29 protein-coding genes and 1 tRNA gene are annotated in these 26,394 nt (G+C 66.5%); 16 read left to right on the top strand and 14 right to left on the bottom strand.

What is annotated here, in order from left to right:
• The first annotated feature begins 1 nt into the window (after position 1).
• From secF to P1U75_RS18935, 8 genes are all read left to right on the top strand, one after another.
• A complete protein-coding gene (gene secF, locus P1U75_RS18970) occupies positions 2–973 on the top strand; it encodes a protein translocase subunit SecF (RefSeq protein ID WP_300246124.1) in 972 nt (323 codons plus the stop codon).
• The gene (locus P1U75_RS18965) at positions 954–1,718 is read left to right on the top strand and encodes a TSUP family transporter (RefSeq protein ID WP_300246121.1); all 765 of its coding nucleotides are present in this window, start codon (positions 954–956) and stop codon (positions 1,716–1,718) included. The genes secF and P1U75_RS18965 overlap by 20 nt, the downstream gene beginning before the upstream one ends.
• Positions 1,719–1,721: 3 nt before the next feature.
• Positions 1,722–2,075 (top strand): Mth938-like domain-containing protein, encoded by a 354-nt coding sequence (locus P1U75_RS18960; RefSeq protein WP_300246118.1) that lies wholly within the window; start codon positions 1,722–1,724, stop codon positions 2,073–2,075.
• Positions 2,076–2,144: 69 nt separating this feature from the next.
• Positions 2,145–2,768, top strand: a complete 624-nt coding sequence (ccmA, locus tag P1U75_RS18955; protein WP_300246116.1) for a heme ABC exporter ATP-binding protein CcmA — start codon at positions 2,145–2,147, stop codon at positions 2,766–2,768.
• Positions 2,765–3,421 (top strand): heme exporter protein CcmB, encoded by a 657-nt coding sequence (ccmB, locus tag P1U75_RS18950; RefSeq protein ID WP_300246114.1) that lies wholly within the window; start codon positions 2,765–2,767, stop codon positions 3,419–3,421. The genes ccmA and ccmB overlap by 4 nt, the downstream gene beginning before the upstream one ends.
• A 45-nt stretch (positions 3,422–3,466) precedes the next feature.
• Positions 3,467–4,219, top strand: a complete 753-nt coding sequence (locus P1U75_RS18945) for a heme ABC transporter permease (RefSeq protein ID WP_300246112.1) — start codon at positions 3,467–3,469, stop codon at positions 4,217–4,219.
• Entirely contained in the window at positions 4,216–4,374 is a 159-nt protein-coding gene (gene ccmD / locus P1U75_RS18940; protein WP_300246110.1) for a heme exporter protein CcmD, read from the top strand. Before P1U75_RS18945 ends, ccmD begins: the two co-directional genes overlap by 4 nt.
• Positions 4,367–4,912, top strand: a complete 546-nt coding sequence (locus P1U75_RS18935) for a DsbE family thiol:disulfide interchange protein (RefSeq protein WP_300246108.1) — start codon at positions 4,367–4,369, stop codon at positions 4,910–4,912. The genes ccmD and P1U75_RS18935 overlap by 8 nt, the downstream gene beginning before the upstream one ends.
• A gap of 41 nt (positions 4,913–4,953) precedes the next feature.
• On the opposite strand, the gene P1U75_RS18930 is transcribed toward P1U75_RS18935, so the two are convergent.
• Positions 4,954–5,661, bottom strand: coding sequence for a YafY family protein (locus tag P1U75_RS18930; protein WP_300246106.1), 708 nt, complete (start codon positions 5,659–5,661; stop codon positions 4,954–4,956).
• Positions 5,662–5,752: 91 nt separating this feature from the next.
• On the opposite strand from P1U75_RS18930, the gene P1U75_RS18925 reads away from it, so the two are divergent.
• Positions 5,753–6,376 (top strand): glutathione S-transferase family protein, encoded by a 624-nt coding sequence (locus P1U75_RS18925; RefSeq protein WP_300246103.1) that lies wholly within the window; start codon positions 5,753–5,755, stop codon positions 6,374–6,376.
• Positions 6,377–6,466: 90 nt separating this feature from the next.
• Here P1U75_RS18925 and acnA read toward each other — a convergent pair whose 3' ends face one another.
• Positions 6,467–9,211 (bottom strand): aconitate hydratase AcnA, encoded by a 2,745-nt coding sequence (gene acnA, locus P1U75_RS18920; RefSeq protein ID WP_300246101.1) that lies wholly within the window; start codon positions 9,209–9,211, stop codon positions 6,467–6,469.
• 230 nt (positions 9,212–9,441) lie between these two features.
• On the opposite strand from acnA, the gene P1U75_RS18915 reads away from it, so the two are divergent.
• Positions 9,442–10,161 carry a thioredoxin family protein gene (locus P1U75_RS18915; protein ID WP_300246099.1) on the top strand — a complete coding sequence of 240 codons (720 nt, stop codon included), beginning with the start codon at positions 9,442–9,444 and terminating at the stop codon, positions 10,159–10,161.
• A 13-nt stretch (positions 10,162–10,174) separates the two neighbouring features.
• Here P1U75_RS18915 and P1U75_RS18910 read toward each other — a convergent pair whose 3' ends face one another.
• From P1U75_RS18910 to purB, 5 genes are all read right to left on the bottom strand, one after another.
• Positions 10,175–11,095: a lysophospholipid acyltransferase family protein gene (locus tag P1U75_RS18910; protein WP_300246097.1), complete on the bottom strand. Its 921-nt coding sequence runs from the start codon at positions 11,093–11,095 to the stop codon at positions 10,175–10,177.
• 27 nt (positions 11,096–11,122) lie between these two features.
• Positions 11,123–11,992 (bottom strand): DMT family transporter, encoded by an 870-nt coding sequence (locus tag P1U75_RS18905; protein ID WP_300246096.1) that lies wholly within the window; start codon positions 11,990–11,992, stop codon positions 11,123–11,125.
• A 135-nt stretch (positions 11,993–12,127) separates the two neighbouring features.
• Positions 12,128–12,676: a hypothetical protein gene (locus tag P1U75_RS18900; RefSeq protein ID WP_300246095.1), complete on the bottom strand. Its 549-nt coding sequence runs from the start codon at positions 12,674–12,676 to the stop codon at positions 12,128–12,130.
• A gap of 103 nt (positions 12,677–12,779) precedes the next feature.
• On the bottom strand, positions 12,780–12,938 hold the full coding sequence (locus P1U75_RS18895) for a carbohydrate-binding module family 14 protein (RefSeq protein ID WP_300246093.1): 159 nt from the start codon (positions 12,936–12,938) through the stop codon (positions 12,780–12,782).
• Positions 12,939–13,074: 136 nt separating this feature from the next.
• On the bottom strand, positions 13,075–14,379 hold the full coding sequence (purB, locus tag P1U75_RS18890) for an adenylosuccinate lyase (RefSeq protein ID WP_300246090.1): 1,305 nt from the start codon (positions 14,377–14,379) through the stop codon (positions 13,075–13,077).
• A gap of 131 nt (positions 14,380–14,510) precedes the next feature.
• On the opposite strand from purB, the gene P1U75_RS18885 reads away from it, so the two are divergent.
• Positions 14,511–14,933, top strand: coding sequence for a DUF6314 family protein (locus P1U75_RS18885; RefSeq protein ID WP_300246088.1), 423 nt, complete (start codon positions 14,511–14,513; stop codon positions 14,931–14,933).
• Between the two features lie 28 nt (positions 14,934–14,961).
• Here the strand turns inward: P1U75_RS18885 and P1U75_RS18880 are convergent, their stop codons facing one another.
• The gene (locus P1U75_RS18880) at positions 14,962–15,219 is read right to left on the bottom strand and encodes a DUF6455 family protein (RefSeq protein ID WP_300246086.1); all 258 of its coding nucleotides are present in this window, start codon (positions 15,217–15,219) and stop codon (positions 14,962–14,964) included.
• Between the two features lie 187 nt (positions 15,220–15,406).
• Here P1U75_RS18880 and P1U75_RS18875 point away from each other — a divergent pair, with 187 nt between their 5' ends.
• Positions 15,407–16,006 (top strand): biotin transporter BioY, encoded by a 600-nt coding sequence (locus tag P1U75_RS18875; RefSeq protein WP_300246084.1) that lies wholly within the window; start codon positions 15,407–15,409, stop codon positions 16,004–16,006.
• A 73-nt stretch (positions 16,007–16,079) separates the two neighbouring features.
• On the opposite strand, the gene P1U75_RS18870 is transcribed toward P1U75_RS18875, so the two are convergent.
• On the bottom strand, positions 16,080–17,306 hold the full coding sequence (locus P1U75_RS18870) for a bifunctional alpha/beta hydrolase/OsmC family protein (protein ID WP_300246082.1): 1,227 nt from the start codon (positions 17,304–17,306) through the stop codon (positions 16,080–16,082).
• A gap of 82 nt (positions 17,307–17,388) precedes the next feature.
• Between P1U75_RS18870 and P1U75_RS18865 the strand changes: the two genes are divergently transcribed.
• Positions 17,389–18,285 (top strand): endonuclease/exonuclease/phosphatase family protein, encoded by an 897-nt coding sequence (locus P1U75_RS18865; protein WP_300246080.1) that lies wholly within the window; start codon positions 17,389–17,391, stop codon positions 18,283–18,285.
• A gap of 4 nt (positions 18,286–18,289) precedes the next feature.
• Here P1U75_RS18865 and dddP read toward each other — a convergent pair whose 3' ends face one another.
• Positions 18,290–19,630: a dimethylsulfonioproprionate lyase DddP gene (dddP, locus tag P1U75_RS18860; protein WP_300246078.1), complete on the bottom strand. Its 1,341-nt coding sequence runs from the start codon at positions 19,628–19,630 to the stop codon at positions 18,290–18,292.
• A gap of 126 nt (positions 19,631–19,756) precedes the next feature.
• Here dddP and P1U75_RS18855 point away from each other — a divergent pair, with 126 nt between their 5' ends.
• Positions 19,757–20,515 (top strand): DUF3445 domain-containing protein, encoded by a 759-nt coding sequence (locus tag P1U75_RS18855; RefSeq protein ID WP_300246076.1) that lies wholly within the window; start codon positions 19,757–19,759, stop codon positions 20,513–20,515.
• A 9-nt stretch (positions 20,516–20,524) separates the two neighbouring features.
• On the opposite strand, the gene P1U75_RS18850 is transcribed toward P1U75_RS18855, so the two are convergent.
• From P1U75_RS18850 to P1U75_RS18835, 4 genes are all read right to left on the bottom strand, one after another.
• Positions 20,525–21,415 (bottom strand): hypothetical protein, encoded by an 891-nt coding sequence (locus tag P1U75_RS18850; RefSeq protein ID WP_300246074.1) that lies wholly within the window; start codon positions 21,413–21,415, stop codon positions 20,525–20,527.
• A gap of 210 nt (positions 21,416–21,625) precedes the next feature.
• A complete protein-coding gene (locus P1U75_RS18845) occupies positions 21,626–22,426 on the bottom strand; it encodes a lytic transglycosylase domain-containing protein (protein ID WP_300246072.1) in 801 nt (266 codons plus the stop codon).
• Positions 22,427–22,568: 142 nt separating this feature from the next.
• Entirely contained in the window at positions 22,569–23,975 is a 1,407-nt protein-coding gene (gene glnA / locus P1U75_RS18840; RefSeq protein ID WP_300246070.1) for a type I glutamate--ammonia ligase, read from the bottom strand.
• Positions 23,976–24,020: 45 nt separating this feature from the next.
• Positions 24,021–24,359: a P-II family nitrogen regulator gene (locus P1U75_RS18835; RefSeq protein WP_300246067.1), complete on the bottom strand. Its 339-nt coding sequence runs from the start codon at positions 24,357–24,359 to the stop codon at positions 24,021–24,023.
• A gap of 178 nt (positions 24,360–24,537) precedes the next feature.
• Between P1U75_RS18835 and P1U75_RS18830 the strand changes: the two genes are divergently transcribed.
• The gene (locus P1U75_RS18830) at positions 24,538–26,067 is read left to right on the top strand and encodes an NAD(P)H-hydrate dehydratase (protein WP_300246064.1); all 1,530 of its coding nucleotides are present in this window, start codon (positions 24,538–24,540) and stop codon (positions 26,065–26,067) included.
• A gap of 84 nt (positions 26,068–26,151) precedes the next feature.
• A tRNA-Leu gene (locus P1U75_RS18825) sits at positions 26,152–26,236 on the top strand.
• Positions 26,237–26,394: the final 158 nt, after the last annotated feature.

Raw genomic sequence — 26,394 nt, 5'->3', positions numbered from 1 at the left:
GATGCGACTGCGACTGGTCCCCAAGCAAACCGCGTTCGATTTCTTCAGCCGTTGGAAGCTATGGCTGGGCATCTCCGCCGTCATGGTGATTGTGGCCTTCACCTCGTTCCTGATCCAGGGGCTGAGCTACGGCATCGACTTTCGCGGCGGCACCACGATCCGCACCGAGAGCGCCCAGGCGGTGGACATCGGCGTCTACCGCGATGCCATCGGCGCGCTGGGGCTGGGGGACGTGACCATCACCGAGGTCTTCGATCCCACCTTCGGCCCGGATCAGAACGTCGCCATGATCCGCATCGAGGCGCAGCAGGACGAAGAGGCCGCCACCGCCGAGATGATCGAGAGTGTCGAGGCCGCGTTGCAGGAGGTGATACCCGAGATCGCGTTCGTATCGGTCGAGTCGGTCGGCCCGAAGGTCTCGGGCGAGCTGATCCAGACCGCCGCCATGGCGGTGGCCCTGGCCATCGGGGCGGTGCTGATCTACATCTGGCTTCGCTTCGAATGGCAGTTCGCGCTGGGGGCGGTGATCGCGCTGATCCATGACGTGGTTCTGACCATTGGCATCTTTTCCGAGGTCCAGATCAAGTTCGACCTGGCCATCATCGCCGCGCTGCTGACCATCGTGGGCTATTCGCTGAACGATACTGTGGTGGTGTTCGACCGGGTTCGCGAGAACCTGCGCAAATACAAGCAGAAACCGCTGAAAGAGGTGATGAACCTCTCGATCAACGAGACCCTCAGCCGGACGCTGATGACCTCGGTCACCACGCTGCTGGCGCTGATCTCGCTCTTCGTGCTGGGCGGCGACGTGATCCGCGGCTTTGTCTTCGCGATGATCTGGGGCGTGATCGTGGGCACCTATTCCTCGGTCTTCGTTGCCTCGGCGATCCTGCTGTTCCTTGGCGTCAAGCGTGACTGGTCCAAGCCCGACCCGAAGAAGACCGGGAACCAGTTTGCCAACGTGGACGCCTGACGCGCTTGTCTCGGCCCTGGCAATGCCGGGGCTGGGCTGGCTGGCGCTGGCGGGTTTCGTGGCGGGCATGGTGCGCGGCTTTGCCGGGTTCGGCGCCGGCCTTGTCTTCGTGCCGGTGGCCGCCCAGGTGCTGCCGCCGCTCTGGGCTCTGATCACGATCTCGGCGATGGACCTGCTGGGACCGATCCCGAACATTCCCGCCGCGCTGCGCCGCTCCGATCGGGGCGATCTGGCGCGGCTGATCGGGGCGACCCTGCTGGTGCTGCCGCTGGGGCTCTGGGCGCTGAGCATGATCGCGCCGGACCTGTTCCGTACCGGCGTGTCGCTGCTGTCGCTGGGCATGCTGGCCTGCCTGATCGGCGGGCTGCGCTACCGGGGCACGCTTGGCCCGCGCATGGTTATGGGCACCGGAGGGCTTGCGGGCTTTCTCGGCGGGCTGGCAGCGATGCCGGGGCCGCCGGTGATCCTGCTCTACATGGCCAGCCCGAACCCGGTGCCGGTTGTCCGCGCCTCGATCATGTCCTATCTGTTTTTCTTCGATATCGTGCTGCTGGGTCTGCTCGCGGTTCAGGACAGGCTGGTTCTGGTGCCGGTGTTGCTGGGGCTGTCGCTGGCGGTGCCGAACCTGTTGGGCAACCTTGCCGGCGCCGCGATCTTCCGTCCCGGGTTGGACCGGGTCTATCGCGCGGTGGCCTATACGATCATCGCGGTCTCGGCATTGTCCGGCTTGCCGGTCTGGGGGTAGGAAATGCGTCTGAACGAAGTTGTCTACAATGATGCCGCCCCGGTCGAGGGCTATGGCCCCGGGTTTTTCCGGATCGGCGGGCAGGTGTACCAAGGGCCGGTGCTGACCGGTGCGGGCGGAACGCGGCTCTGGACGGGGTTGGAGGATCCGGCGCCGCTGCTGGCGCTGGCGGGCAGTATCGACGTGCTGTTTCTGGGCACCGGGGCCGAGACCGCCCACATCCCCGCGCCCCTACGCGGCGCGTTGGAAGAGGCCGGTATCGGGGTCGAGGCGATGGCCTCGCCGGCCGCCTGCCGCACCTACAACGTGCTCCTGTCCGAAGGTCGCCGCGTCGCCCTGGCGCTGCTGCCGGTGTGAGCGGGGGGCGGTGCCCCTGTGGCGGAATGCGCCTTTTTCCAACCCGCGCAATGAGGTAAGCGGGACGGCATGGATTTGACCGTTTCCGATCTGACCATCGCCCGTGGCGGCGTGCCGGTTCTGGCCGGGCTGGGCTTCGTGCTGGAACCCGGGCACGCGCTGATCCTGCGCGGCCCGAACGGGATCGGCAAGACGACCCTGCTCAGAACCATCGCCGGGCTGCAACCGCCGGTTTCGGGCCGGGTCACGGGGGCGGAGGATCGCATCGCCTATGCCGCCCATGCCGACGGTATCAAGCCGACCCTCAGCGTGGCCGAGAACCTGCGGTTCTGGGCGCGGGTGTTCGGGGCCGGGGGTATCCAACCGGCGCTGGAGGCCTTTGACCTGACTGGGCTTTCCGGCCGTCCGGCGGGCAGCCTCTCGGCCGGGCAAAAACGGCGTCTGGGGCTGGCACGGCTGCTGGTGACGGGCCGCCCGGTCTGGGTGCTGGACGAACCGACCGTCTCGCTCGATACCCGCGCGGTCGCCATGTTCGCCGATGCCATCCGGGCGCACCTGGCCTGGGGCGGCAGCGCGCTGATCGCCACCCATATCGACCTCGGGCTCGAGGCCGAGGTGCTGGACGTTTCCCCGTTCCGGGCCGACCTGGCGCAAGCCGCCGGGGCCGATGCCTTCGACGAGGCCTTCGGGTGATCGCGCTGCTGCTGCGGGATCTGCGCCTGGCGGTCCGCGCAGGCGGCGGCTTTGGCCTCGGCCTTGCGTTTTTCCTGATCGTCACCGTGATGGTGCCGCTGGCGGTGGGGCCGCAACCCGCGCTGCTGGCCAGCATCGCGCCCGGCGTGCTGTGGCTGGGGGCGCTGCTGGCCTGCCTGCTGTCGCTGGACCGGCTGCTGGCGCTGGACTGGGAGGATGGCTCGCTCGATCTGCTGGCCACCGCACCGCTGCCGCTGGAGGCCGTCGTCACCATCAAGGCGCTGGCGCATTGGATCACCACCGGATTGCCACTGGTGCTGGCCGCCCCGGCGCTGGGGGTGCTGTTGAACCTGCCCGGGCCGGGGTATCTCTGGCTGGTCATTTCGCTGGCCGCTGGCACCCCGGCGCTTAGCGTGATCGGCACCTTCGGCGCGGCGCTGACCGTCGGGTTGAAACGCGGCGGCTTGCTGTTGTCGCTGCTGGTGCTGCCGCTCTACGTGCCGACGCTGATCTTTGGCGCCGAGGTGGCGCGGCGCGGCGCGGTGGGCATGGATACCGCCACTCCGCTGCTGATGCTGGTGGGGATCAGCGCCGGCGCCCTGGCGTTGCTGCCCTTTGCCAGCGCCGCGGTCCTGCGCGTCAATCTGCGCTAGGCTTTGTGAATTGTGATCGCCCGGAGGAGGGGCTAGATAACCGCCATGACGCAGCCCGCAATGAACAGCTCGCTCTGGTCCTATGCCAACCCAAGGAAGTTCCTGGCCACCACGGAACGGCTGATGCCGTTTTTGTGGACCGCGGCGCTGATCTGTCTGGTGACGGGGCTGGTCTGGGGTTTTTTCTTCACCCCTGACGATTACCGCCAGGGATCGACGGTCAAGATCATCTACCTGCACGTGCCCTCGGCGCTGATGGCGATCAACGCCTGGATGATGATGCTGGTCGCCTCGCTGATCTGGCTGGTGCGCCGCCACCACGTCAGCGCGCTGGCCGCCCGCGCCGCCGGGCCGGTGGGGGCGGTGATGACGGTGATCGCGCTGGTCACCGGCGCGATCTGGGGCCAGCCGATGTGGGGCACCTGGTGGGCCTGGGATCCGCGGCTGACCTCGTTCCTGATCCTGTTCCTGTTCTACCTGGGCTACATCGCCCTGTGGGAGGCGATCGAGGATCCCGATACCGCCGCCGACCTGACCGGGGTGCTCTGCCTTGTCGGCTCGGTCTTCGCACTTCTCAGCCGTTACGCGGTGAACTTCTGGAACCAGGGGCTGCACCAGGGCGCCTCGCTGAGCATGGACGCGGAAGAGAACGTCGCCGACGTTTTCTATCTGCCGCTGCTGGTCTGCATCGCGGGCTTCGTGCTGTTGTTCATCGCGCTGGTGTTTTACCGCACCGGGACGGAAATCCGCGCCCGCCGGATCCGGGCGCTGCAAGCAAGAGAGAGGGCAGGGGCATGATGCCGGACCTGGGGAAATACGCCGACACGGTTCTTTCGGCCTATGCGGCCTCGATCCTGTTGCTGGCGGCGCTGGTGGCGCTCAGCCTGTGGCGCGGCCGCAGGTTGCGCCGCGATATGCAGGACATGGAACAAAGGATGCGCCGCGATGGCTAGGAAGATTTCGCCGCTGATGATCATCCCGCCGGTGATCTTTGCCGGTTTCGTGGCGCTGGCCGCCGTCGGCATGTTCCGCGAGAATCCCCAGGAACTGCCCTCGGCGCTGGTCGGACAGCAGGCGCCGCCGGTACAGCTGACCGGGTTTCCGGGCCGCGACGGGTTCGATGATGCCGCCCTGCGCGACGGAAAGGTCAAGCTGGTCAACTTCTGGGCCAGCTGGTGCGCGCCCTGCCGGGTCGAGCATCCCAACCTGACCGCGCTGACCGAAGAGGGGATCACGATCCTCGGCGTTAACTACAAGGACAAGCCCGAGAACGGCCGCAAGTTCCTTGATGACCTCGGCGATCCCTATGCCGCGCTCGGCGCCGATGCACAGGGCCGCATGGCGCTGAACTGGGGCGTCTACGGGGTGCCCGAGACCTATGTGATCGACGGCGAGGGCACCATCCTGATGCGCTTTGCCGGGCCGGTCACCCAACGGGTGATCGAAAACCGGCTGCGCCCGGTGCTGAAAGAGGCGGCGAAGGCGGAGTAGGGCGCCCTTTCCCGTCCTCGCCAAAGTGCGCGATCACCGCATCAATCGCCCTGCGCCAGCTCCTGACGGCGCGCCTGCAGCCGGGCCGCGAACTGCCGCAGCAGCGGCACCCGGTTTGGCCGGAAGCTGTCGCCGCTGCGCCGGGCCGCGAGGATCGAACCCACCTTGAACTGGCGGAAATCCTGCCGCAGGCAGCACCACCCCAGCAGCATCACCACACTGTCCAGATAGGCCAGCGCCAGCGGGTAGATGCACCGCGTGCTTATCGCGCCGGCGTTGTCGCGATAGGTGATCTCCAGCGCCTCCTCGGCCCAGCTCGCCTCGCGCAGCAGCGTCATGTCGACGGCGGCGGCGTGGGGCTGTGCGAACCGGTGAACAAGGGTGATCGCCTGCACCGCCTGGCGCTGCTGGCGCTCGGGCAGGGTGGCGGTGATCTTGGTCAGCGCATCCGCCGCCGCGTCCCCCAGCGCCGCGTCGCCGCGTGCCTGCACCTCGGACAGACCCAGCACCAGCGCCTCGATCTCCAGCTGAGTGAAGGTCTGCGGCGGCAGGGCCGGGTCCTCGGTCATGGTATAGCCGAGCCCGGCCTCGCCATCGATGCGGGCGCCGGCGGCGCGCAGCGCGTCGATATCGCGGTAGATCGTGCGCTCCGACACCTCCATCGCCGCGGCTAGCCGCGCGGCGGTGACCGGCGGCGTCAACCCCCGGATCAGGTGCAGCAGGCGGAACAGGCGGTCGGTCTTGGCCATGGCGCGATCCTGCCTCATCCCTCATGACGGAAACTGTCAGGAGGATCATGGCATACCCGGATCATCGAAACCAATAGCAAAGGTCCTTCGGATGCCGACCCTTTATCATTCCCCCCTCAGCCGCTCGACGCGGATCATCACCCAGCTGATGCTGACGGACCGTCTCGACGCGGTCGATGTGCGCCCGGTCGTGGTGCGCCGCCAGGACGGCTCCGGCCAGCATGACGCGGCCAACCCGCACCCCGAGGGCAAGGTGCCCTTCCTGATCGCAGACGACGGCGAGGCGATCCGGGAATCGAACGCCATCATGCTCTATCTCGACGAGCTTCACGGCCATCCGCTGGGCATCGCGCCGGGGCAGCCGGGGCGCGGTGCCTTCCTGTCATGGATGTGCTATTACGGCGGGGTGGTGGAACCGGCGATGGTCTGTGCCTTTTCCGGCGCGACGCATCCGGCCTTCGCAACCGCCTTCCGCTCGCTGACCGAGGTCGGCGCGCAGATCGAGGCGGGGCTGGGCGACGCCCCCTTCCTGATGGGGGAAAGGTTCACCATCGCCGACCTGATCATGGCCTCGGCGTTTCAATGGGCCCCGCAACTGACGCCGGACAACGCGGCGGTGCGCGACTGGGTCGCGCGGGTGACCGAGCGGGCCGGCGCCGTGCCGGTGATGGAATACGAGGAAAAGGCAAAAGCGGCGCTGGAAGGGGCGGCCTGACCGCCGGTCCGGCGTGGCCCCTCTCGCGCTCCGCTCAAAGAAAAAGCCCCGCCATTGGCGGGGCTTTCCTGTTTCCGGTGCTGGCCCGTCTTACGACTTGGCCAGGTTCCGCAGCACGTAGTGCAGAACGCCGCCGTGTTCGATGTACTCGATCTCGATGGCGGTATCGATCCGGCACTTGATCTGGATCGTCTTCTCGGTGCCGTCCGCGTAGGTGATGGTGCAGGGCACCTCCTGCAGCGGCTCGATGGTGTCGAGGCCCGAGATCGCCACGGTCTCGTCTCCGGTCAGCTTCAGCGACTTGCGCGTCTCACCGGCGGTGAACTCGAACGGGATCACGCCCATGCCCACCAGGTTGGAGCGGTGGATGCGCTCGAAGCTCTCGGCGATGACCGCCTTGACCCCCAGCAGTGCCGTACCCTTGGCCGCCCAGTCGCGCGAAGAGCCCGCGCCGTACTGTTCGCCGCCGAACACCACCAGCGGCGTGCCCGCCGCCTGATAGGCCATCGCCGCGTCGAAGATCGAGGTCTGCGCGCCATCGGGGCCCTTGGTATAGCCGCCCTCGACGTCGTCCAGCATCTCGTTCCTGATGCGGATGTTGGCGAAGGTGCCGCGCATCATGATCTCGTGGTTACCCCGGCGCGAGCCATAGGAGTTGAACTCGCGCGGCTGCACCTGGCGCTCCAGCAGGTATTCCCCGGCGGGCGAGGTGGTGGCAAAGGAGCCGGCCGGCGAGATGTGGTCGGTGGTGACCATGTCGCCCAGGATCAACAGCGGCTTGGCGCCCTCGATATTGGTGATGGTGCCCGGCTCGGTGCCCATGCCCTGGAAGTAGGGCGGGTTCTGGATATAGGTCGAGGTCGGCGGCCAGTCATAGGTCTCGGCCTCGGTGGTCTCGACCGCCTGCCACTTCTCGTCGCCCTTGAACACGTCGGCGTACTTGGACCGGAACGCCTCGCGGGTCACGGTCTCGTGCACCAGGTCGGCGATCTCCTTGTTGGTCGGCCAGATGTCCTTGAGATAGACGTCGTTGCCGTCCTTGTCCTGGCCCAGCGGCTCGGAGGTGAGGTCGATGTTCATGTCGCCCGCGATGGCATAGGCCACCACCAGCGGCGGCGAGGCAAGGTAGTTGGCGCGCACGTCGGGGCTGATCCGCCCTTCGAAGTTGCGGTTGCCCGACAGCACCGAGGTTGCGACCAGGTCGCCCTTGGCGATGGCCTCGCTCAGTTCCTTCTGGATCGGGCCGGAGTTGCCGATGCAGGTGGTGCAGCCGTAACCCACGAGGTTGAAGCCGATGGCGTCCAGGTCCTCTTGCAGGTTGGCCGCCTCCAGGTATTCCGAAACCACCTGCGAGCCCGGTGCCAGCGAGGTCTTGACCCAGGGCTTGCGGGTCAGACCCAGCGCGCGGGCCTTGCGCGCCACCAGACCGGCGCCGATCATCACATAGGGGTTCGAGGTGTTGGTGCACGACGTGATCGAGGCGATCACCACCGAGCCATCGCGCAGCTTGTACTCTTCACCTTCGACCGCGATGGAATTGCGCACGTCGTTCTGCGCGGTGTTCTGGTCGCCCTCGGCGGCCATGTCACTGGCCGCGTCGGTGCAATCCACACCGCGATAGTCGCAGACCACCTTGTAGAAGGCATTGGCCGACTGCGTCAGCGGGGTATAGTCCTGCGGGCGTTTGGGGCCGGAGATCGCCGGCACGATGGTTCCCATGTCCAGCTCCAGCGTGTCGGTATAGACCGGGTCGTAATCCGCAGTGCGCCAGAAGCCGTTCTCCTTGGCATAGGCCTCGACCAGCGCGATGCGGTCCTCGTCCCGGCCGGTCTGACGCATATAGCGCAGGGTCTCGCCGTCGATCGGGAAGAACCCGCAGGTGGCGCCGTATTCGGGGGCCATGTTGGCGATGGTGGCACGGTCTGCCAGAGGCAGGTTGTCGAGGCCGGGGCCGTAGAATTCGACGAACTTGCCGACCACGCCCTTGGCGCGCAGCAGTTCGACCACCTTCAGCACCAGGTCGGTGCCGGTGGTGCCCTCGAGCATCTCGCCGGTCAGCTTGAAGCCGACGACCTCGGGGATCAGCATCGAGATCGGCTGGCCCAGCATCGCCGCCTCGGCCTCGATGCCGCCCACGCCCCAGCCCAGAACGGCCATGCCGTTGACCATGGTGGTGTGGCTGTCGGTGCCCACCAGCGTGTCGGGATAGGCCACCTCTTCACCGCTCTGGTCGGTATCGGTCCAGACGGTCTGGGCCAGGTATTCCAGGTTGACCTGGTGGCAGATGCCGGTGCCCGGCGGCACCACGCGGAAATTGTTGAACGCGCCCTGGCCCCATTTCAGGAACTGGTAGCGTTCCATGTTCCGCTCATACTCGCGGTCCACGTTCATCTGGAAGGCGCGCGGGTTGCCGAATTCGTCGATCATGACCGAGTGGTCGATGACCAGGTCAACCGGGTTCAGCGGGTTGATCTTCTGCGCGTCGCCGCCCAGCGCCTTGATGCCGTCGCGCATCGCGGCCAGGTCGACCACGGCGGGAACGCCGGTGAAATCCTGCATCAGAACCCGGGCCGGACGATAGGCGATCTCGCGCGGGTTCTTGCCGCCCTTTTTCGCCCAGTCGGCAAAGGCCTTGATGTCATCGACGCTGACGGTCTTGCCATCCTCAAAGCGCAGCATGTTCTCCAGCACCACCTTCAGCGCGGCGGGCAGCTTGGAGAAATCGCCGAGACCGGCCTCGGTGGCGGCGGGGATGGAATAATAGGAAACGGACTGGCCATTCACGCTGAGGGTCTTGCGTGTCTTGGCTGTGTCCTGTCCGACGGTGATGGGCATGTTGGCCTCCTCAGAGAGTCGTGGATCACAGGAATTCGCTGCGCGCCTTCTGCATCAGCAAAGCGCCGCATTCAATAGAGATCGTTCCCGGTGCGGCGATTTTGTATACCATTGCACACAGAATTTACATCGCCGCCGTCTTGTCGCCCCAGTCTCAAGAAACATTGATTGGTTATTGCAACCCGCAGCGGCTAAGCCTGAGCCTGCACGATAGGGGATAGGCGGGAAAAATGAAACAACTCGGCACAGGCTTGGCCGGCATCGCCACCGCGATCTGGGCGGTGCTGGCGGCACCTGTTGCGGCGCAGGACAGCGGGCCTGTGGTGGTCGAACTGTTCACCTCCCAGGGGTGTTCCTCCTGCCCGCCGGCCGACGCGCTGCTGAGCGAGTTGTCCGCGCGCGACGACGTGCTGCCGCTGGCGCTGCATGTGGACTACTGGGATTACATCGGCTGGGCGGATTCCTTTGCCATCCATGCCCATACCACGCGCCAGAAAGGCTATGCCCGGGCCGCCGGGCGCGACATGATCTATACCCCCCAGATGATCGTCATGGGACAGGAGGGTATCGTTGGCGCCCGTTCGATGAAACTGGCCGAACTGATTCAGGCCCACCTGCGGCAGCCCCTCGTGGTCGCCCTCTCTGTGACCCCGGCCGGGGCCGGGCTCAGCATCGAACTCAGCCCGACCGGCGCGGGGGTGACCGGCCCGCTCGACGTGGTTCTGGTTCGCTATGCGCCGCTGCGCCGGGTCGAGATCACCCGCGGCGAGAACGCCGGGCGCAGCATGGACTATGCCAATGTGGTCGAGGGCTGGCAGCTGTTGCGGCAATGGGACGGCACCGCGCCGCTGCGGCTGAAGGTGGCAGCACCGCAAGACGGTCTGCAGGCCGCCGTTCTGGTGCAACGCCCGGACTTCGGCCCGATCCTAGCGGGCGCGCGGCTGCGCTAGGGTCCGGTCCGGCCTAGCGTCCGGCGTTGTCGTGGCCCTCGATGCCGATATAGGGCTTCCAGCGGCGGTGGATCCAGAACCACTGTTCCATATGCTCGCGCACCAGCGCCTCCAGCCCGTCGTTGACCTGCTGGGTCATGGCGACCGCATCGCCGGGGGGGATCTCGTCGGGCATCACGATCTCGAAATCCAGCCCGTTCGGCTGCCGGATCGCGTAGACCGGGATCAGCGCGGCATCGTATTTCAGCGCCAGTTCCGCCGGCACGGTCGAGGTCACGGCCGGTTGGCCGAAGAAATCCAGATCGAGCCCGCCGTGGGCGTGCAGATCGCCGACGATGGCGATGATGCCACCCTGTTTCAGGTGGCGCACCATCTGCGTCATGCCGCGCCGGCCCTGTTCGAACATGGGCGTGCCGATGTTCGATATGGTGCGGACGTAATGCGCGTTGAAATAGGGGTTGGCCATCCGGCGGTAAAGCGCGCCCATCTCATGCCCGCGCGCAATCAGGTTGGCGCGTGCCGTGTCGTAATTTCCGAAATGCCCGGTGATCAGGATCACCGGCCGCCCTGCCGCGCGGGCCGCCTCCAGCGCCGCGAGGCCGGGGCCGTGGATCGGCGCACGGCGCGCGCGTGCGATGAAGGGCGCGCCGGAGTAAAGCTCGATCAGGGTGCGCCCGGCATTGTCGGGCACCGCGCGGCACAGGCGCCGGACCTCGGCCTCGGACAGGTCGGGGCGGGCCAGTTCCAGGTTGCTGCGGATGCGGCGGGTCACCCCGAACAGGGGCGCGGCCCGACTGACCAGCCAGCCCATCGCCGGCACCCGCCAGCGGTAGGGGATCGCCCGGAACACCCCGATCAGCCCGCGCAGGACAAGGTTCGAGGCGATGTAGCCGGCGCGGTCGGCAAGTGAGAGGGTCGAAGGATCGGCAGGCATGCGGGCGGCTCGGTTCCGGGGCGGGGGTCAGCTGCGAAAGGTTTCGCGGTGCCAGACATAGAGCCCCGCCAGTACGATCACAAGCGCGCCGCAGACGGTCCAGAGATCGGGCCATTCGGCAAAGAACAGCATCCCCCAGACCGCGGCAAATATCAGCCCGGTATAGGCATAGGGCGCCAGCATCGCCGCCTCGCCGCTGGAAAAGGCGCGGATCAGGAACATTTGTCCGATGGTGCCGAAACAGGCCACCGAGAGGATCAGCAACAGGGCCGGGCTGTCCGGCGTCTGCCATTGGCCGGGAATGAACAGGCTGAGCAGGATGGTCCCGACCAGCCCAGTATAGAACAACGAGGTCCACGGATCCTCGTCCGGGCCGACGCGGCGGGTCAGAAGCGCATAGCCGGAATAGCAGACCGCCGCGCCAAGAGGCAGCAGCGCGGCCAGCGTGAACACGTCGCTGCCGGGCCGGATCACGATCACCGCCCCGCACATCGCCGCGGCGATGCCCGCGATGCGGCGCGGCCCCAGCGGTTCGCGCAGGAACAGGGCCGCGCCCAGCGTGATCAGCACCGGGTTGACCGACATCAGCGCCGCCGCGTCACTGAGGGGAATCAGGCTGATCCCGGTGAAGAAGAACCCGGTTGCGCACATCAGCAGCACCGAGCGAAGGAATTGCTGTACCGGGTAGCGGGTGCGCGCGACGCTGCGCAGCCTTGGCGCGACGAGGATCAGCACCAGCAGCATCTGTCCGGCGTAGCGCACCCAGAGCGCCGGGACCACGCCCACGCGCGGCGCCAGCGCCTTGACGCTGGCATCCATCAGCGAAAAGCACAGGATCGCCGCGATCATCATCAGGATCGCCTTGTTGCGCACCGCCAATGTCTCGGCCGGGCTCATGCGGGGTGCAGCATGTATCGGGCGCGGCGGATCGATGCGGGCGACGGTTTGCTCATGGCGCGGGTTTAGGCGCGAACGGCGGGGCTGTCCATCGGGCAGGGCGCAAACCGGCCATGCGCGCCCGCCCGATCGGGGCTAGTAGTTATAGGTCAGCCCGGTTCGGATCGCCTGCCGCAGCGCGGCCTCGGCCCAGGTGCCATCGCCGCCGCGCGCCTTGATCTCGCGCCACTGGGCGATGGCGGCCTCGGTGTCGCCGTCGGCGACAAACCCCTGGCCCATGTAGGAGCGCGCCAGAAGGTTGTCGGGATTGGCCGCGAGCGCTCGTTCGTAGAAACTGCGGGCCAGGACGCGATCCCCCATCTTGCGATGAGTGAACCCCCAATAGGTCAACACCCGGTCCTCCGACTGGTCCGGCATCGCGCGCAGCACCCCTTGCGCGTCATTGTAGCGGCCCGCATAGGCCAGTTCGCGCACCGCGCGATAGAGCGTGTCGGCGTCAAGCGCGCCCTCTTTCGGATCGACGCAGCTCTTGGTTTCGGGGTCCCAGACCTGCACCCCCTCGCAGGTTCCGGTGGTCTCGGTCGGCTTCGGCGGGGTGTTGTCGCTGCCGCCCATGCCGGCAGCGTGGCCGAGGCCGGGCAGGGTCAGGATCAGGGCAAGGCCAAGGGTGGGGGCGAGGCGCATGGAGGACTCCGGTCAGAAATGTACAAAAGGCTCGGAAAAACGTACGGAACCGGTGGCGCGTCCAGAGGTAGACGCCCGGCGGTCCCGATTGGCCAAGACGTGATCAGCTGTTGACCTGTTTGACGCAGGTCTGTTGTGACGAATCCCACACCATCCCCGCGGCGCAGGACTGCGCCTGCTGCTCGTGATCCGAGCACATGGCAAAGGAAAGGGACGGCAACAGGGCAAGCGTGGCGGCGACAAGAGCGGTCTTGAAAGTCATGGCAAGTCTCCCGGCTAAAAAGATCCTTGGTGTAAGGTAGTCCGGCGCGGCGTTTCGGCCAAGAAAAACCGTGCGCCGCCCCGCGCACAGGCTGGACGGCGCCGGGAAAACCCGCACAATGGGGATCCGCCCGGGATCAGCCGCCGAACACCCGGGCAAAGATCGTGTCGACGTGCTTGGTGTGATAGCCCATGTCGAATTTCTCGTTTATGCCGTCCTCGCCGAGGGCTTCAACGACATCCTTGTCGGCCAGAAGCTGTTCGCGGAAATCGACCCGCTCTTCCCAGACCCTCAGCGCGTTGCGCTGCACCATGGTGTAGGCGTCCTCGCGCGACACGCCGGCCTGGGTGAGGGCCAGCAGAACCCGCTGCGACATCACCAGACCCGGATATTTATTCATGTTTTCCAGCATGTTATCGGGGAAAATCAGCATCTTTTCCACCACGCCGGCCAGACGGTTCAGCGCGAAATCGAGGGTGACAGTCGCATCCGGCCCGATGCCACGTTCGACCGAGCTGTGGGAGATGTCCCGCTCGTGCCAGAGCGCCACGTTCTCCATCGCCGGGATCACGGTCATCCGCACCAGCCGGGCCAGCCCGGTCAGGTTTTCGGTTAGCACCGGGTTCTTCTTGTGCGGCATCGCCGAGGAGCCCTTTTGCCCCATCGAGAAGAACTCCGCGCCTTCGAGCACCTCGGTACGCTGCATGTGGCGGATCTCGATGGCGATGTTCTCGACCGACGAGGCGATCACCCCGAGGGTGGCAAAGAACATTGCGTGACGGTCGCGCGGGATCACCTGGGTCGAGATCGGCTCGGGGCGCAGGCCCAGCATCTTGCACACGTGATCCTCGACCGCCGGGTCGATATTGGCGAAAGTGCCCACCGCGCCCGAAATCGCGCCGGTGGCGACCTCGTCCCGCGCCGCCGCGAGCCGCTGCTTGTTGCGGTCCATCTCGGCGTAGAACCGGGCAAAGGTCAGCCCCATCGTGGTCGGCTCGGCATGGATGCCGTGGGAGCGGCCGACGCGCACGGTGTCCTTGTGCTCGAAGGCGCGTTTCTTCAGCGCTGCCAGGACCTTGTCGAGATCGGTGAGCAGGATGTCGGCGGCGCGCACAAGTTGCACGTTCAGGCAGGTGTCGAGCACGTCCGAGGAGGTCATGCCCTGGTGGACGAACCGGGCCTCTTCGCTGCCGACATGCTCGGCCAGGTGGGTCAGAAAGGCGATCACGTCATGCTTGGTCACCGCCTCGATCTCGTCGATCCGGGCGACGTCGAATTCCACGTCCCTGGCTTTCCAGACGGCTTCGGCGTTTTCCTTCGGGATCACCCCCAGCTCGGCCTGCGCGTCGCAGGCGTGGGCCTCGATCTCGTACCAGATGCGGAACTTGGTCTCGGGCGACCAGATGGCCGTCATCTCGGGGCGGGAATAGCGCGGGATCATTGGCAGCGTCACCTTTTTGTGGTTAGGCGGGGATCAGGGCGCCTCATAGACCGGCCCGGGCGCGACGACAAGGCGGCAGCCGCGCCAAGGGCAATCGGCGGGCCGTCGTGGCCATTCGGGGGAGGGGAGACATGACGATCGCACCGCGCCGGCTGGGCGATTTCCTGGGCACCTGGGATCTGGACCGCCGGATCGTACAGTCGGACGGGCAAACCGCCCGATTTTCCGGGCAGGCGCGCTGGACGCCGCAGGGGCAGGGCGCGCTTCATACCGAGACCGGGCAGCTGACGCTCGATCGGCATCCCCCGATGCAGGCGGAACGGCGGTATCGCTGGGGTGCGGATCTCACCGTCTGGTTCGAGGACGGGCGGTTTTTTCACAGGGTGCCGCCGCAGGGCGGGCGCAGCGACCATTGGTGCGACCCGGATCAATACGACGCCGCCTATGAATTCGACGATTGGCCCGTGTTCCGCGTCACCTGGCAGGTGCGCGGCCCGCGCAAGGATTATACGATGACCAGTCTGTACCGTCCGCTTGCGGCGGCAAGACCCTAGTCCCGATGGCCCGATGGTTCCGGCGCGGTCAGGTGTGAGCGGCGTAGTCCAGGAACGCCTTGTTGCGACAGTAGCCCGGTGCCGCGTCAAGATGCTCGCAAGCGCGCTGAAGCTCGGCGCAACCGCCCTGTTTGGGGCACCCCGAGCACCGCAGCGCCAGCGACCGGAGCCGCAGCCCGCCGCGTTCAGGGTCATGCAGCAGCACCGCGTCCATATCGACACCCAGCCGCTCGGCCATGCCAAGGACCAGATCGGTGCTGGTGGAAAGCCTGTCAATGATACCCATGTTCCTCTCCCTCCGCGATATGCGGTACTCTGGTCATGATCGCACGGTGGCGGCGAAGGCACCTTGACATGCGTCAAGTGGTCGGCTGAGGCTGATTTGCCGCAGGTACGAAGCAAATTTGCTTGCGACCGGGGCGAGTTTTGGGCATCAAACCCCGAACCGATACCAGAAAACAGGAGACATCCACATGACCCTTGCCGCAACTGACCGCGTTCTCGCCGAGGCGCTCGGCCCCCGCAGCGGGGCAGCGCTGCGCGTGAAGCAGGTTGCCCTGGTGCTGCTTGGCATCGCCGTGCTGGCCGTTGCCGCCAAGATCAAGGTGCCGATGTGGCCGGTGCCGATCACCATGGGCACTTTTGCCGTTCTGTCGATCGGCGCCGCCTACGGCGCCCGGCTGGGGCTGGCGACGATCCTTGGCTACATGATCGTCGGCGCGCTGGGCTTCGATGTCTTCGCCGGCTCCTCGGCCGAGAAATTCGGCCTGACCTACATGATGGGCGGCACCGGCGGCTATCTCGTGGGCTACGTTCTGGCCACCGTCGCGCTGGGCGCTTTGGCCGCGCGCGGCTGGGACCGGTCCTTTGGCAAGATGGCGCTGGCCATGGTGATCGGCAACGCGCTGATCTACGCGCCGGGCCTGCTGTGGTTGGGCCAGCTCTATGGCTGGGACAAGCCGATCCTGCAGTGGGGCCTGACCCCGTTCCTGCTGGGAGACGCGATCAAGCTGGCGCTGGCCGCCGTGCTGCTGCCGGCGCTGTGGAAGATGGTGGGCCGCGCCCGCGGCTGATCCCGAACTGATGAGACGCGACAGGCCCGGGCACAGCGCCCGGGCCTTTTTCGTTGCGCCGGAGGGGCGGCGTTTACCCCTCGGGATCGACCAGCGTGCTGTCGACCCGTGCGCCGTGGCTCAGGGTGCGGTGGACCGGGCATTTGTCGGCAATCTCCAGCAGCCGTGCGCGCTGGTCGTCGTCGAGACCGCCGCTGAGCCGGATCTTGCGGGTGAAACGGTCGATCTTGCCTTGCTGACCGCCGCTCTCGGCGTCCTGGGCGTGGGCCTTGTCGTGGCAGATATCGACGCTGACCCCGGTCAGCGGCCAGCCCTTGCGGCGGGCGTACATGCGGATCGTCATCGCGGTGCAGGCCCCCAGCCCCGCCGAGACCAGCCCGTAGGGCGACAGCCCCCGGTCGGTGCCGCCGACGCTGCGCGGCTCATCGGCCAGCAGGTGATGGTCGGGCCCGGACTGGATGTCCTGCAGGAACCCTTCCGGGTCGGCCTCGGTGACGCGAACGATGCCCTCGGGCGCGCCGGCGGGCGGGGCGACCGGCGCCAGATCGACATAGCGCCGGGCCCAGGCGGCGATCACCTCGGCGGCGTATTCGGCATCCGCGCCGCGGCTGATCAGGTGGTCGGCGGTGTCCAGGGTTACGAAGCTCTTCGGGTGTTTCTTGGCCTGAAAAATCCGCGTGGCGTTGTCGATGCCCACCACCGCGTCGCGCGGCGCGTGCATGACCAGCAGCGCCGCCTTCATGTCGTGCAGCGCGGCGTCCAGCTTTTCGCCGCGCACATCCTCGACGAAGGCTTGCGAAATGCAGAACGCGCGCCCGCCGAGGTTGACCGGCGCGACGCCCTTTTCGGCGATCTCTGGCAGAGCGTCGGCGAAATTATGCGTTACGTGCTCGGGATCGTGCGGCGCGCCGAGGGTCACCACCGCCTTGACGCTGTCGATCCGGCCCGCGGCGCGGATCACCGCCGCGCCGCCCAGCGAATGGCCGATCAGCAGCGCCGGCGCCATGCCGCGCCCGCCGAGATACTCCGCCGCCTTCAGCAGGTCGGCGACGTTGGAGCTGAAATCGGTATTGGCAAACTCCCCCGCGGAATGGCCCAGCCCGGTGAAATCGAAGCGCAGCACCGCGATACCCATCGCCGCCAGTCGCGCCGCGATCCGGCGGGCGGCGGGGATATCCTTGGAACAGGTGAAGCAATGGGCGAAAAGCGCGGTGGCCAGATGCGGCCCCTCGGGCAGGTCCAGCCGCGCGGCAAGCTCGGTGCCATCGTGGCCGGGAAAGGTGATGCGTTCGGTGGGCATGGGATGTCCTTTGTCTTGCGCTCGGGATAAGGCTGGGCGGTATCGGCAGACATATCAAGCAATGTGACAGGAAGGTCACGCGGTGGTGAGGAAAATCAGGAGAATCGCGGGCGGGGCCGCGCTGATTGCGCTGGCTGCGGTGCTGGCGGGCTATGGCGGGGCGCTGCATCCGGCGGGCGACAGCCTGGCGGTGTTTCGGGTGCCGCTGGCCCTGTTGGGGGGGCTGGCATTGCTGGTCTGGCGACCGCGCGGGGCGGTGACCGTGGCGGGTCTCGCGGTGGTCGCGCTCGCGGTGGTGCCGCGTCTCTGGGCGCTGTCGCCGGTGCAGGCGGGGCCGGCGGCGCAGACACTCGGGCTGACGGTCTATCAGAAGAACCTGCTGTTCACCCTGCGTGATCCCGGCGCGGTGGTGGCCGACATCCGCGCCCGCGCGCCCGATATCGTGACCCTGCAGGAGGTCAGCGCGCGCAACCGGGCGGTGCTGGCGGCGCTGCGCGCAGACTACCCCTATCAGCAATATTGCAACTTTCGCGCGGTGGGGGGCACGGCGGTGCTGTCGCGCTGGCCCGCGGTGTCGGGCAGTGCCTTTTGCGACCAGGGGTTGAGCGGGCTGCAGGTTGAGACACCGGCGGGAATGGTCCGGGCGATGTCGCTGCATCTTGGCTGGCCCTGGCCGCACGGGCAGGCCGAGCAGATCTCGGAACTCACACCGCTTCTGCGCGGGCTCGACGGACCCACCGTGATCGGCGGCGATTTCAACGCGGTGGCCTGGTCGCACGCCCTGGCGCGGGTCGAGGTCGCCAGCGGCACCCGGCGAGCGGGGCACGAGGTGGCCACATTCGCGTTGCCCTACGGCGGGATGGGGGTGGCGATCGACCACGTGCTGGCCAGCGGCGCGGCGCCCGGCACGATCGAGGTACTGGATCGCCTCGCTTCGGATCACCGGGGCGTGCTGGCGCGGGTGGCGGTTTCGCCCTGAGCGCCTACTCCCCCATCAGCGCCGGATCGAAGGGGTAGGTGGTCAGGTTCTCGAACCCGTCCTCGGTGATCAGCACCTGATCCTCCAGCTTGATCGAGAAATCGCCGCCGACCGCGCCCGCGGCAACCTCGACGCAGAGCACCATGCCCGGCTCCAGCGCGTAGTCGAAGGAGCCCGGCACCGCCTTGTCGGGATAGGCGACCAGGGGCCATTCATCGCAGAGGCCCACCCCGTGCATCATGCAGCCGTATTTCTGATCCTGGAACTGGTCGTCGAGCCGGTGGCAATTGGCGGTCAGCTCGGGGATCGTCACGCCGGGTTTCAGCATCTGCATGTTGGTCATGACATGCTCATGCGCGTGCCGCATCGCATAGACCATATCCGGGCGCGGTTTCTGATCGCCGATCCACCAGGTGCGGGAGATGTCGACGCAGATGCCGTAGCTGCCGATCAGGTCGGTGTCGAAGGCGAGGATCTCGTTCATCTGCACGATCCGGGGCCCGCATTCCTGGAACCAAGGGTTGGTGCGCGGACCGGAGGACAAGAGGCGGGTTTCGATCCATTCGCCGCCCCGGCGGATGTTCTCGGCGTGCAGAACCGCCCAGATGTCATCCTCCGATGTCTGGCCGAACGGAACGTTGAGCCGTGCGAAATCCTCCATCTCGCGCATCGCCGCCTCGCAGGCATGGGAGGCGCAGCGCATCGCCTTGATCTCGTCGGGGCCCTTTACGGAGCGGGCCTTTTCGGTGACTTCCTCCCCTTCCATGATCTCGAAACCCTGCGCCTCAAGCGCGCGCATCCCGTGCAGCATGACCTTGTCCACGGCCAGCCGGCGGTGGCCCGGCGCGTGTTCGGCCAGCAACTGGCGCACCTCGTTGGCAAAGGCGTCGGCGGCCACGTCCACCTTGTCGCCGCGATCGAAATAGAACAGGTCGGCGCCGGAGCGGACCTCGCGCACCAGCGGGTTGAACGAGGACAGGAATGGCGCGTTCTTGTAATCCCAGATCACCATGTAGCCATCGGCGCAAAGCAGCACCGCGCGGAACGGGTTGTGGGTGTTCCACAGCTGCATGTTGGTGCTGTCGGTGGCATAGCGGATGTTGAGCGGGTCGAACATCAACAGCCCGCCATAGCCGCGCGCGACCACGTGATCGGTCAGCCGCCGCCAGCGGTAGTCGCGCATATGCGACAGGTTCGGCAATTCCAGCCCCGCCTGCGCCCATTCGCCAAAGGCCAGCCGGGTCGGCCCGATCTCGATCCGGTCCGGGTTGTTGGGCGTCCCGTCGCCCAGCGTGGCGCCGCGCGTCGGATCGATCTTGCGGCTGTCGCTGTAATGCAGGTTCATCGCGGGCCTCCCTGTCGTGACCGGGCCAGTGTGAAAGCCGGGATATCGGGCGTCCGTTCCGCCTGCGACGTGGGGTCAGGTCGTTTTTGGGCCGACAGGGGCGGGGCAGGGTGCTAACCGGAGAGCATGAGCGCGATCCTGCAAACCCGCATTCCCTATGACGTGACCGCACGGCCCCGGCTGCCGGGCATCAAGCCGCTGACGGTCGAAGACTGGCTGATCCGCGACGAGGCCTTTGCCGGGCAGATGGCCTATCGTGACCGGCTGCTGGCCGAGCGCCGCGACGCGGTGCTGGCGATGGACGCAGGCGCGCGGCCAACGGCGGACGAATTGCTGCAAATGGTTCTCGAACTGGCCTATCCCGGGGCCGGGGCGGTGGTGGAGCGGCCGGATGGCATTTCGGTGCCGATTGACCGGGCCGATCCAATGGGCACGCTGGGTCGGCTGGTGCAGGAGGATCTGTGCCTTCTTGAAAAGCGCGGCGAGGAACATGTGCTGACCGCGGCGGTTCTGTGTTTCCCGGCAAGCTGGATGCTGTCCGAGAAATTCCAGCGCCCGCTGACCGCGATCCATGTGCCGGTCGAGGAATACGACGCCGGGATCGCCGCGCGGGTGCAGCGGCTGTTCGACGGGGTGCAGCCGGGGCGGCCGCTGTGGCGGTTCAATGCGCTTTGGTATGCGGACCCGGACCTGCACCAGCCGCGCAGCGCCTTTGATCGCCGCCCCGAGCGTGGCCGCTTGGCCGCCCAGTACCTGCGCAGCGAGCGTCAGACGGTGTTGCGGCTGCCGGAGACACGGGCGGTGGTGTTCTCGATCCATACCTATGTGGTGGACCGCGCCGATGCCCCTGCGGGAAGCGACGGGCTGGAGCGTGTGGAGAGCTGAGGCGGCGCGTCAGATCGGCAGGGCGTTGACGGCGGTTGCCAGAAGGCCGGAGCTGCTGACCGAGACGATGAAGGCGGTCAGCGCAAGAACATGGGTGTTGAGGCGGAAATCCTCGCCCTTGGCCAGGTTGATCGCGGCCATCGAGACCGCCACCGGCCCGGAGAGAAACACCAGCATTCCCGTCATCCCCCAGGCCGCCAGGCGGCGGATGTCGTTTTCCGCTTTCTCCTCGGGGGTGGTGGCGATGTCGATCAGGTCGATCTCCTCATCTTCGCGGAAAACCAGGGCAAGCGAATCCTCCTCGCCGATCCGGATCAGGCGGTCATCCATCTCGATCTCATAGTCGGCTTCGATGGTTTCGGCCTGAAGCGACAGGTTCGGCGCCATCTCTTCGACCGGGGCGAAGAGATGCGATTTGGGGCCGCGGAGGCTCTGGCGGCTGTGCACGCGGCGCGGCGCGACGCTGGCAAAGGCGCCGAGGAACTGGGAAACGCAGAGAATGGTTTCGGGATCTATCCATTCGATCTGCTGGACCGGATAGGCATCGACCATGCGGTACAGCATCACCACCATCAGAAGCTCGGTGATCTCGCGGTCCTCTTCGCCCGGAGCGACCGGCAGCAGCGATATCTCGAGCCGCTGCATCGGCTTGCGCGGCTGGTCGCACATGTGGTCATGGGCGACGATGCGCCCGGTATAGGGGGCCGGGTCCAGCGACAGCTTGACGATATACTGGCTGGTGACGACGCGGGCCTGTTCGGGATTGAGCACGCTGTGACGTTCGATCAGATGTCCGTAATCCTGCAACACGCTGGTGACGATCCTGCCGAAGCGCTCGATCGCGCCCTCGGTCGTCCCCAGATAAACCAACCCACCGTGATACCTTCCGTCCTGTGTCACCGCCGGGATCCTCCGTTGACGTGCCGTGGTTTACTAAAATTAGATAACAAAAAGGGAAAAAATGTGTCGAAAACCGCGTAACTCCGGGGCATCGGAACGGCGCCAACGTGAAGAAAATGAGAAAAACCAGTGGTTTTGTCGGCCAGAGCGGCGAATTGGGGCGAAAATGCGTCTTCGCCCCGGCAGGGCGGCGGCGTGGGCGCGGCGGGATCAGCCGTCGATCCGGGCTGCCATGATCGCGATTGCCTTCTGGTAGACGCCGGCGGCGTTCCATTGCCGGATCACCTCGAAGTTCGGCTCGCCCGGTTGATAGCCCCGGCCGGGTTTCCAACCCTTCTGGCGCAGGAAATTGGCGGTCGAGGCCAGCGCGTCGGACATGTCGTAGAAGTCCACGCGGCTATCGCCGTTGGCATCCACCCCGTAAGCCAGCGCGTTGCCGGGCAGAAACTGGGTATGGCCCAACTCGCCATGCCGGGCCCCCAGAGTGGCCCCGGTGATGGTGCCCTGGTCGACCAGTTTCAGCGCCGCCAGGGCATGGGGCGTAAAGAAGTCCGAGCGTCGGCAATCATAGGCCAGCGTTGTGATCGCGGAAACGACGGGGCTGTCGCCCATGAAGCCGCCAAAGGCGGTTTCCATTCCGTGCAGGGCAATCAGGATCCCCGCCGGCACGCCGAAGCGGCGTTCGAGCGCGGCGTAGAATTCAGGGTGGCGTGCCTTGCGCTTGCGGCCCTGCGCCACGATTGTGGCGGCGCCGCGCACCTGCATGAATTTATCGAGACTGTAGCGAAAGCTTTTCTGGTTGCGGTCGGCGGCGATGGTCCGGGTGGCGTATTGCGCCTGGGCCAGGGCCTGAAGACCACGCGCACCGACGCCGGCGCGGCGGGCCTCATCGGCGAAATCGCGCTTCCAGGTGGCAAAGCCTGCGCCGGTGTTGCCGCAGGGGGCGGCGAGGATGGGCAGGGGGGCGAGGACAAGGGCGGCGGCCAACAGCGAGCGGAACAAACGGAACATGGGCAGGCAATCGTGATTGTGGATCAATGGCGCCAGCCTGCCTGCCCCGGGCCGCCAAGGCAACGTAAAATGAGGGCCTTGGTCGCAAAGCAAAAGGGGCGCCCGCTTGGACGCCCCTTCGCATGTCTCCGCAGATCCGGTGTCAGCAGCTGTAGTACATGCCGTATTCGACCGGGTGCGGGGTGTGCTCGTAGGTTTCCACCTCTTCCATCTTGATCCCGATATAGCCGTCGATCTGGTCCTTGGTGAAGACGTCGCCCTGCAGCAGGAAGTCGTGGTCGGATGCCAGCGCTTCGAGCGCCTCGCGCAGCGAGCCGCAGACGGTGGGGATGTCGGCCAGTTCCTCGGCGGGCAGGTCGTAGAGGTTCTTGTCCATCGCCTCGCCCGGGTCGATCTTGTTCTTGATGCCGTCAAGACCGGCCATCAGAAGCGCTGCGAAGCACAGGTAGGGGTTGGCGCTGGGATCGGGGAAGCGGGCCTCGACGCGCTTGGCCTTGGGGCTTTCGGTCCAGGGGATCCGCACGCAGCCCGAGCGGTTGCGGGCCGAGTATGCGCGCAGAACCGGAGCCTCGAAGCCCGGGATCAGCCGCTTGTAGCTGTTGGTCGAGGGGTTGGTGAAGGCGTTCAACGTCTTGGCATGCTTGAGAATGCCGCCGATGAACCACAGCGCCTCGTCCGACAGGTCGGCGTATTTGTCGCCCGCGAACAGCGGCTTGCCGTCCTTCCAGATCGACATGTTCACGTGCATGCCAGTACCGTTGTCGCCAGCGATCGGCTTGGGCATGAAGGTGGCCGATTTGCCATAGGCGTGGGCCACGTTGTGGATCACGTACTTGTACTTCTGCAGCTCGTCGGCCTGCTTGGTCAGCGTGCCGAAAATCAGGCCCAGCTCGTGCTGGCACGAGGCGACCTCGTGGTGGTGCTTGTCGACCTTCATGCCCAGACGTTTCATGGTCGAGAGCATTTCCGAGCGCAGGTCCTGGGCTTCGTCGGTCGGATTGACAGGGAAGTAACCGCCCTTGACGCCGGGCCGATGGCCCATGTTGCCCATCTCGTACTCGGTGTCGGTGTTCCACGAGGCGTCGGTGGCATCGACCTCGTAGGAAACCTTGTTGATCGAGTTGGAGAATCGCACGTCGTCGAACAGGAAGAATTCAGCCTCGGGGCCGAAGAAGGCGCTGTCGCCGATGCCGGAGGCCTTCAGATAGGCCTCGGCCTTTTCGGCGGTGCCGCGCGGGTCGCGCTCATAGGGTTCGCCGGTGTCGGGCTCGACCACCGAGCAGTGGATGCAGATGGTTTTTTCGGCATAGAACGGATCGACATAGGCGCTTTCGGTGTCGGGCATCAGCTTCATGTCCGAGGCTTCGATCGATTTCCATCCGGCAATCGAGGAGCCGTCGAACATGAATCCTTCTTCAAGAAAGTCCTCATCGACCAGGTCCGCCACGACGGTGACGTGCTGCAATTTGCCGCGCGGGTCGGTGAAGCGGATATCGACGTATTCCGCCTCTTCTTCCTTGATCAACTGGAGAACTGCATCGTTGCTCATTCTGCAATGTCCTTTTCTATGGGATCAGTCTTGTTTCGGTGTGGGTTACAGCGCGTCCGAGCCGGTCTCGCCGGTGCGGATGCGGATGGCTTGTTCGACCGTGGTGACGAAGATCTTGCCGTCGCCGATCTTGTCGGTCTTGGCGGCCGCGATGATCGCGTCTATGGCGCTATCGACCTGGTCGTCGTCCAGCACCACCTCGATCTTAACCTTGGGCAGGAAATCAACCACGTATTCGGCACCGCGGTAAAGCTCGGTATGGCCTTTCTGGCGGCCAAACCCCTTGACCTCGATCACGCTCAATCCCTGAACGCCGACATCCTGGAGTGCCTCTTTGACCTCGTCCAGCTTGAACGGTTTGATTATGGCTTCGATCTTTTTCATCGCCGGTCTCCTCGCAACCTTGTCTCGACGGGTCAGATCACTTCTAAATAACCGTCACAATCCGATACCGGGCCGCGCCCCCCGCCGGAGTGACGGAATTCGGTGACGAGATTAAAATTGAGGCAAGGTGCATAAAAAACGTGCAGTTTTGAATCGAAGTGCAACACGCGGGACGAAGATGGACGAACTCTTGACCGCGGCGCAGATGCGCGCGGTGGAAATGGCGGCGATCGCCGCAGGGGCGGTGTGCGGGCGCGACCTGATGGAGCGCGCCGGACGCGGCGTGGTCGAGGCAGTGTTCGAGCACTGGCCGGACCTGGCCCAGGGATCGTACCGCGCCACCGTGCTGTGCGGGCCAGGCAACAACGGCGGCGACGGGTTCGTTATCGCACGGCTGCTGCAGGGATGGGGCTGGCCGGTCGAGGTGTTTCTCTTTGGCGATCCGGGGCGGATGCCGCCCGATGCAAGGGCGAATTACGAACGCTGGGCGGCCATTGGAACGGTCCACCCCTGGAGGGCCTTGGACGAGGCCGGACTCGACGCCGACCTGATTGTCGAGGCGGTGTTCGGCGCCGGGCTGACCCGGGCGCCGGCGCCGGAGATCCTGGAGCCGATCGCGCGGCTGGCCGGGCGAGGTCCCGTGCCGGCGCGGCTGGTCGCGGTGGATGCGCCGGCGGGGCTCTGCATGGACAGTGGCCGGCCCCTGGCACAGGGAACGGTGCGCGCCGCGCTGACGGTCACCTTTCACCGGGCCAGGCCGGGGCATTACCTGGCCGACGGGCCGGAGCATTGCGGCATCCTGCGGATCAAGGACATCGGGCTGCGGGAACACGGCGGCGACCGGGAACGGGTGGCACTGGCCGCGCCGGATGCGCGGGCCTTGGGCAAGCACCGGGTCGGGCACAAGTATCGCCACGGTCACGCGCTGATCCTTTGCGGCGGCGCCGGCCGGACCGGTGCGGCGCGGCTGGCGGCGCGCGCGGCGCTGCGGGTGGGGGCCGGGCTGGTGACGCTGGGGGTGCCGCCCGCGGCGCAGCAGGAGGTCGCCTGCCAGGTGACCGCACTGATGCTGCGGCGGGTGGCGGATGGCAAAGCCCTGTCGGACCTGCTGGCGGATCCGCGGTTCAACGCGCTCGGCCTCGGGCCGGGGCTTGGCCACGACCGGGCGCGGGAACTTGCGCCGGTCGCGCTGGAGGCAGGGCGCGCGATCGTGCTGGACGCGGACGCGCTGACTGCCTTTGCCGAGGCCCCGGATGTATTGTTCGGCCTGTTGCATGACAGCTGCGTGCTGACCCCGCACGGCGGCGAATTCGCGCGGCTGTTCCCGGATCTGGCCGAGAGGCTGGCGGCGCCGGTGGAGACCGGGCCGGCCTATTCCAAGGTCGATGCCACACGGGAGGCCGCGAAACGCGCCCGCTGCGTGGTGCTGTTCAAGGGCCCCGATACGGTGATCGCCGCCCCAGGCGGGCGCTGCGCGATCCATTCGGCGGCCTATGAACGCGCGGCGCCCTGGCTGGCGACGGCGGGATCGGGCGATGTGCTGGCCGGCCTGATCGCAGGGCTTATGGCGCGCGGGTTTTCCCCCTTCGAGGCCGCCGAAACAGCGGCCTGGCTGCATGTGGAGGCGGCGCGCGCCTTTGGTCCCGGGCTGGTCGCCGAGGATCTGCCCGAGATCCTGCCCGCGGCGTTCCGCGCGCTCGACCTCTAGCGCCGGGAACCGGCGGTTTTCCCTCGCATCGCTCAGCGAGCTTTGTTATGAGGCGCAGCACGCGCGGCCCCGGCCGCGCCGCGTGCGGGTGTGGCGGAATTGGTAGACGCACCAGATTTAGGTTCTGGCGCCGCAAGGCGTGGGGGTTCAAGTCCCTTCACCCGCACCACATCTCAATGAAAATTTTGGAATTGCAAGGAAATCAATGCATTTCGGGACGTTGCGTCCGACTCTGCATCCGATCGGTGTCGATCTCACCAGTCGAGGAGATCGGACTCTGAATAAAAGGGGGCGGCGCGCGCCGCCCCCTGTTGCCGGGTTCCCGTT

Source organism: Antarcticimicrobium sp. (assembly GCF_029212575.1).
Taxonomy (GTDB): domain Bacteria; phylum Pseudomonadota; class Alphaproteobacteria; order Rhodobacterales; family Rhodobacteraceae; genus Antarcticimicrobium.
Note: the sequence above shows the minus strand (reverse complement) of the source record. Positions and strands in the feature narration are given on the sequence as shown.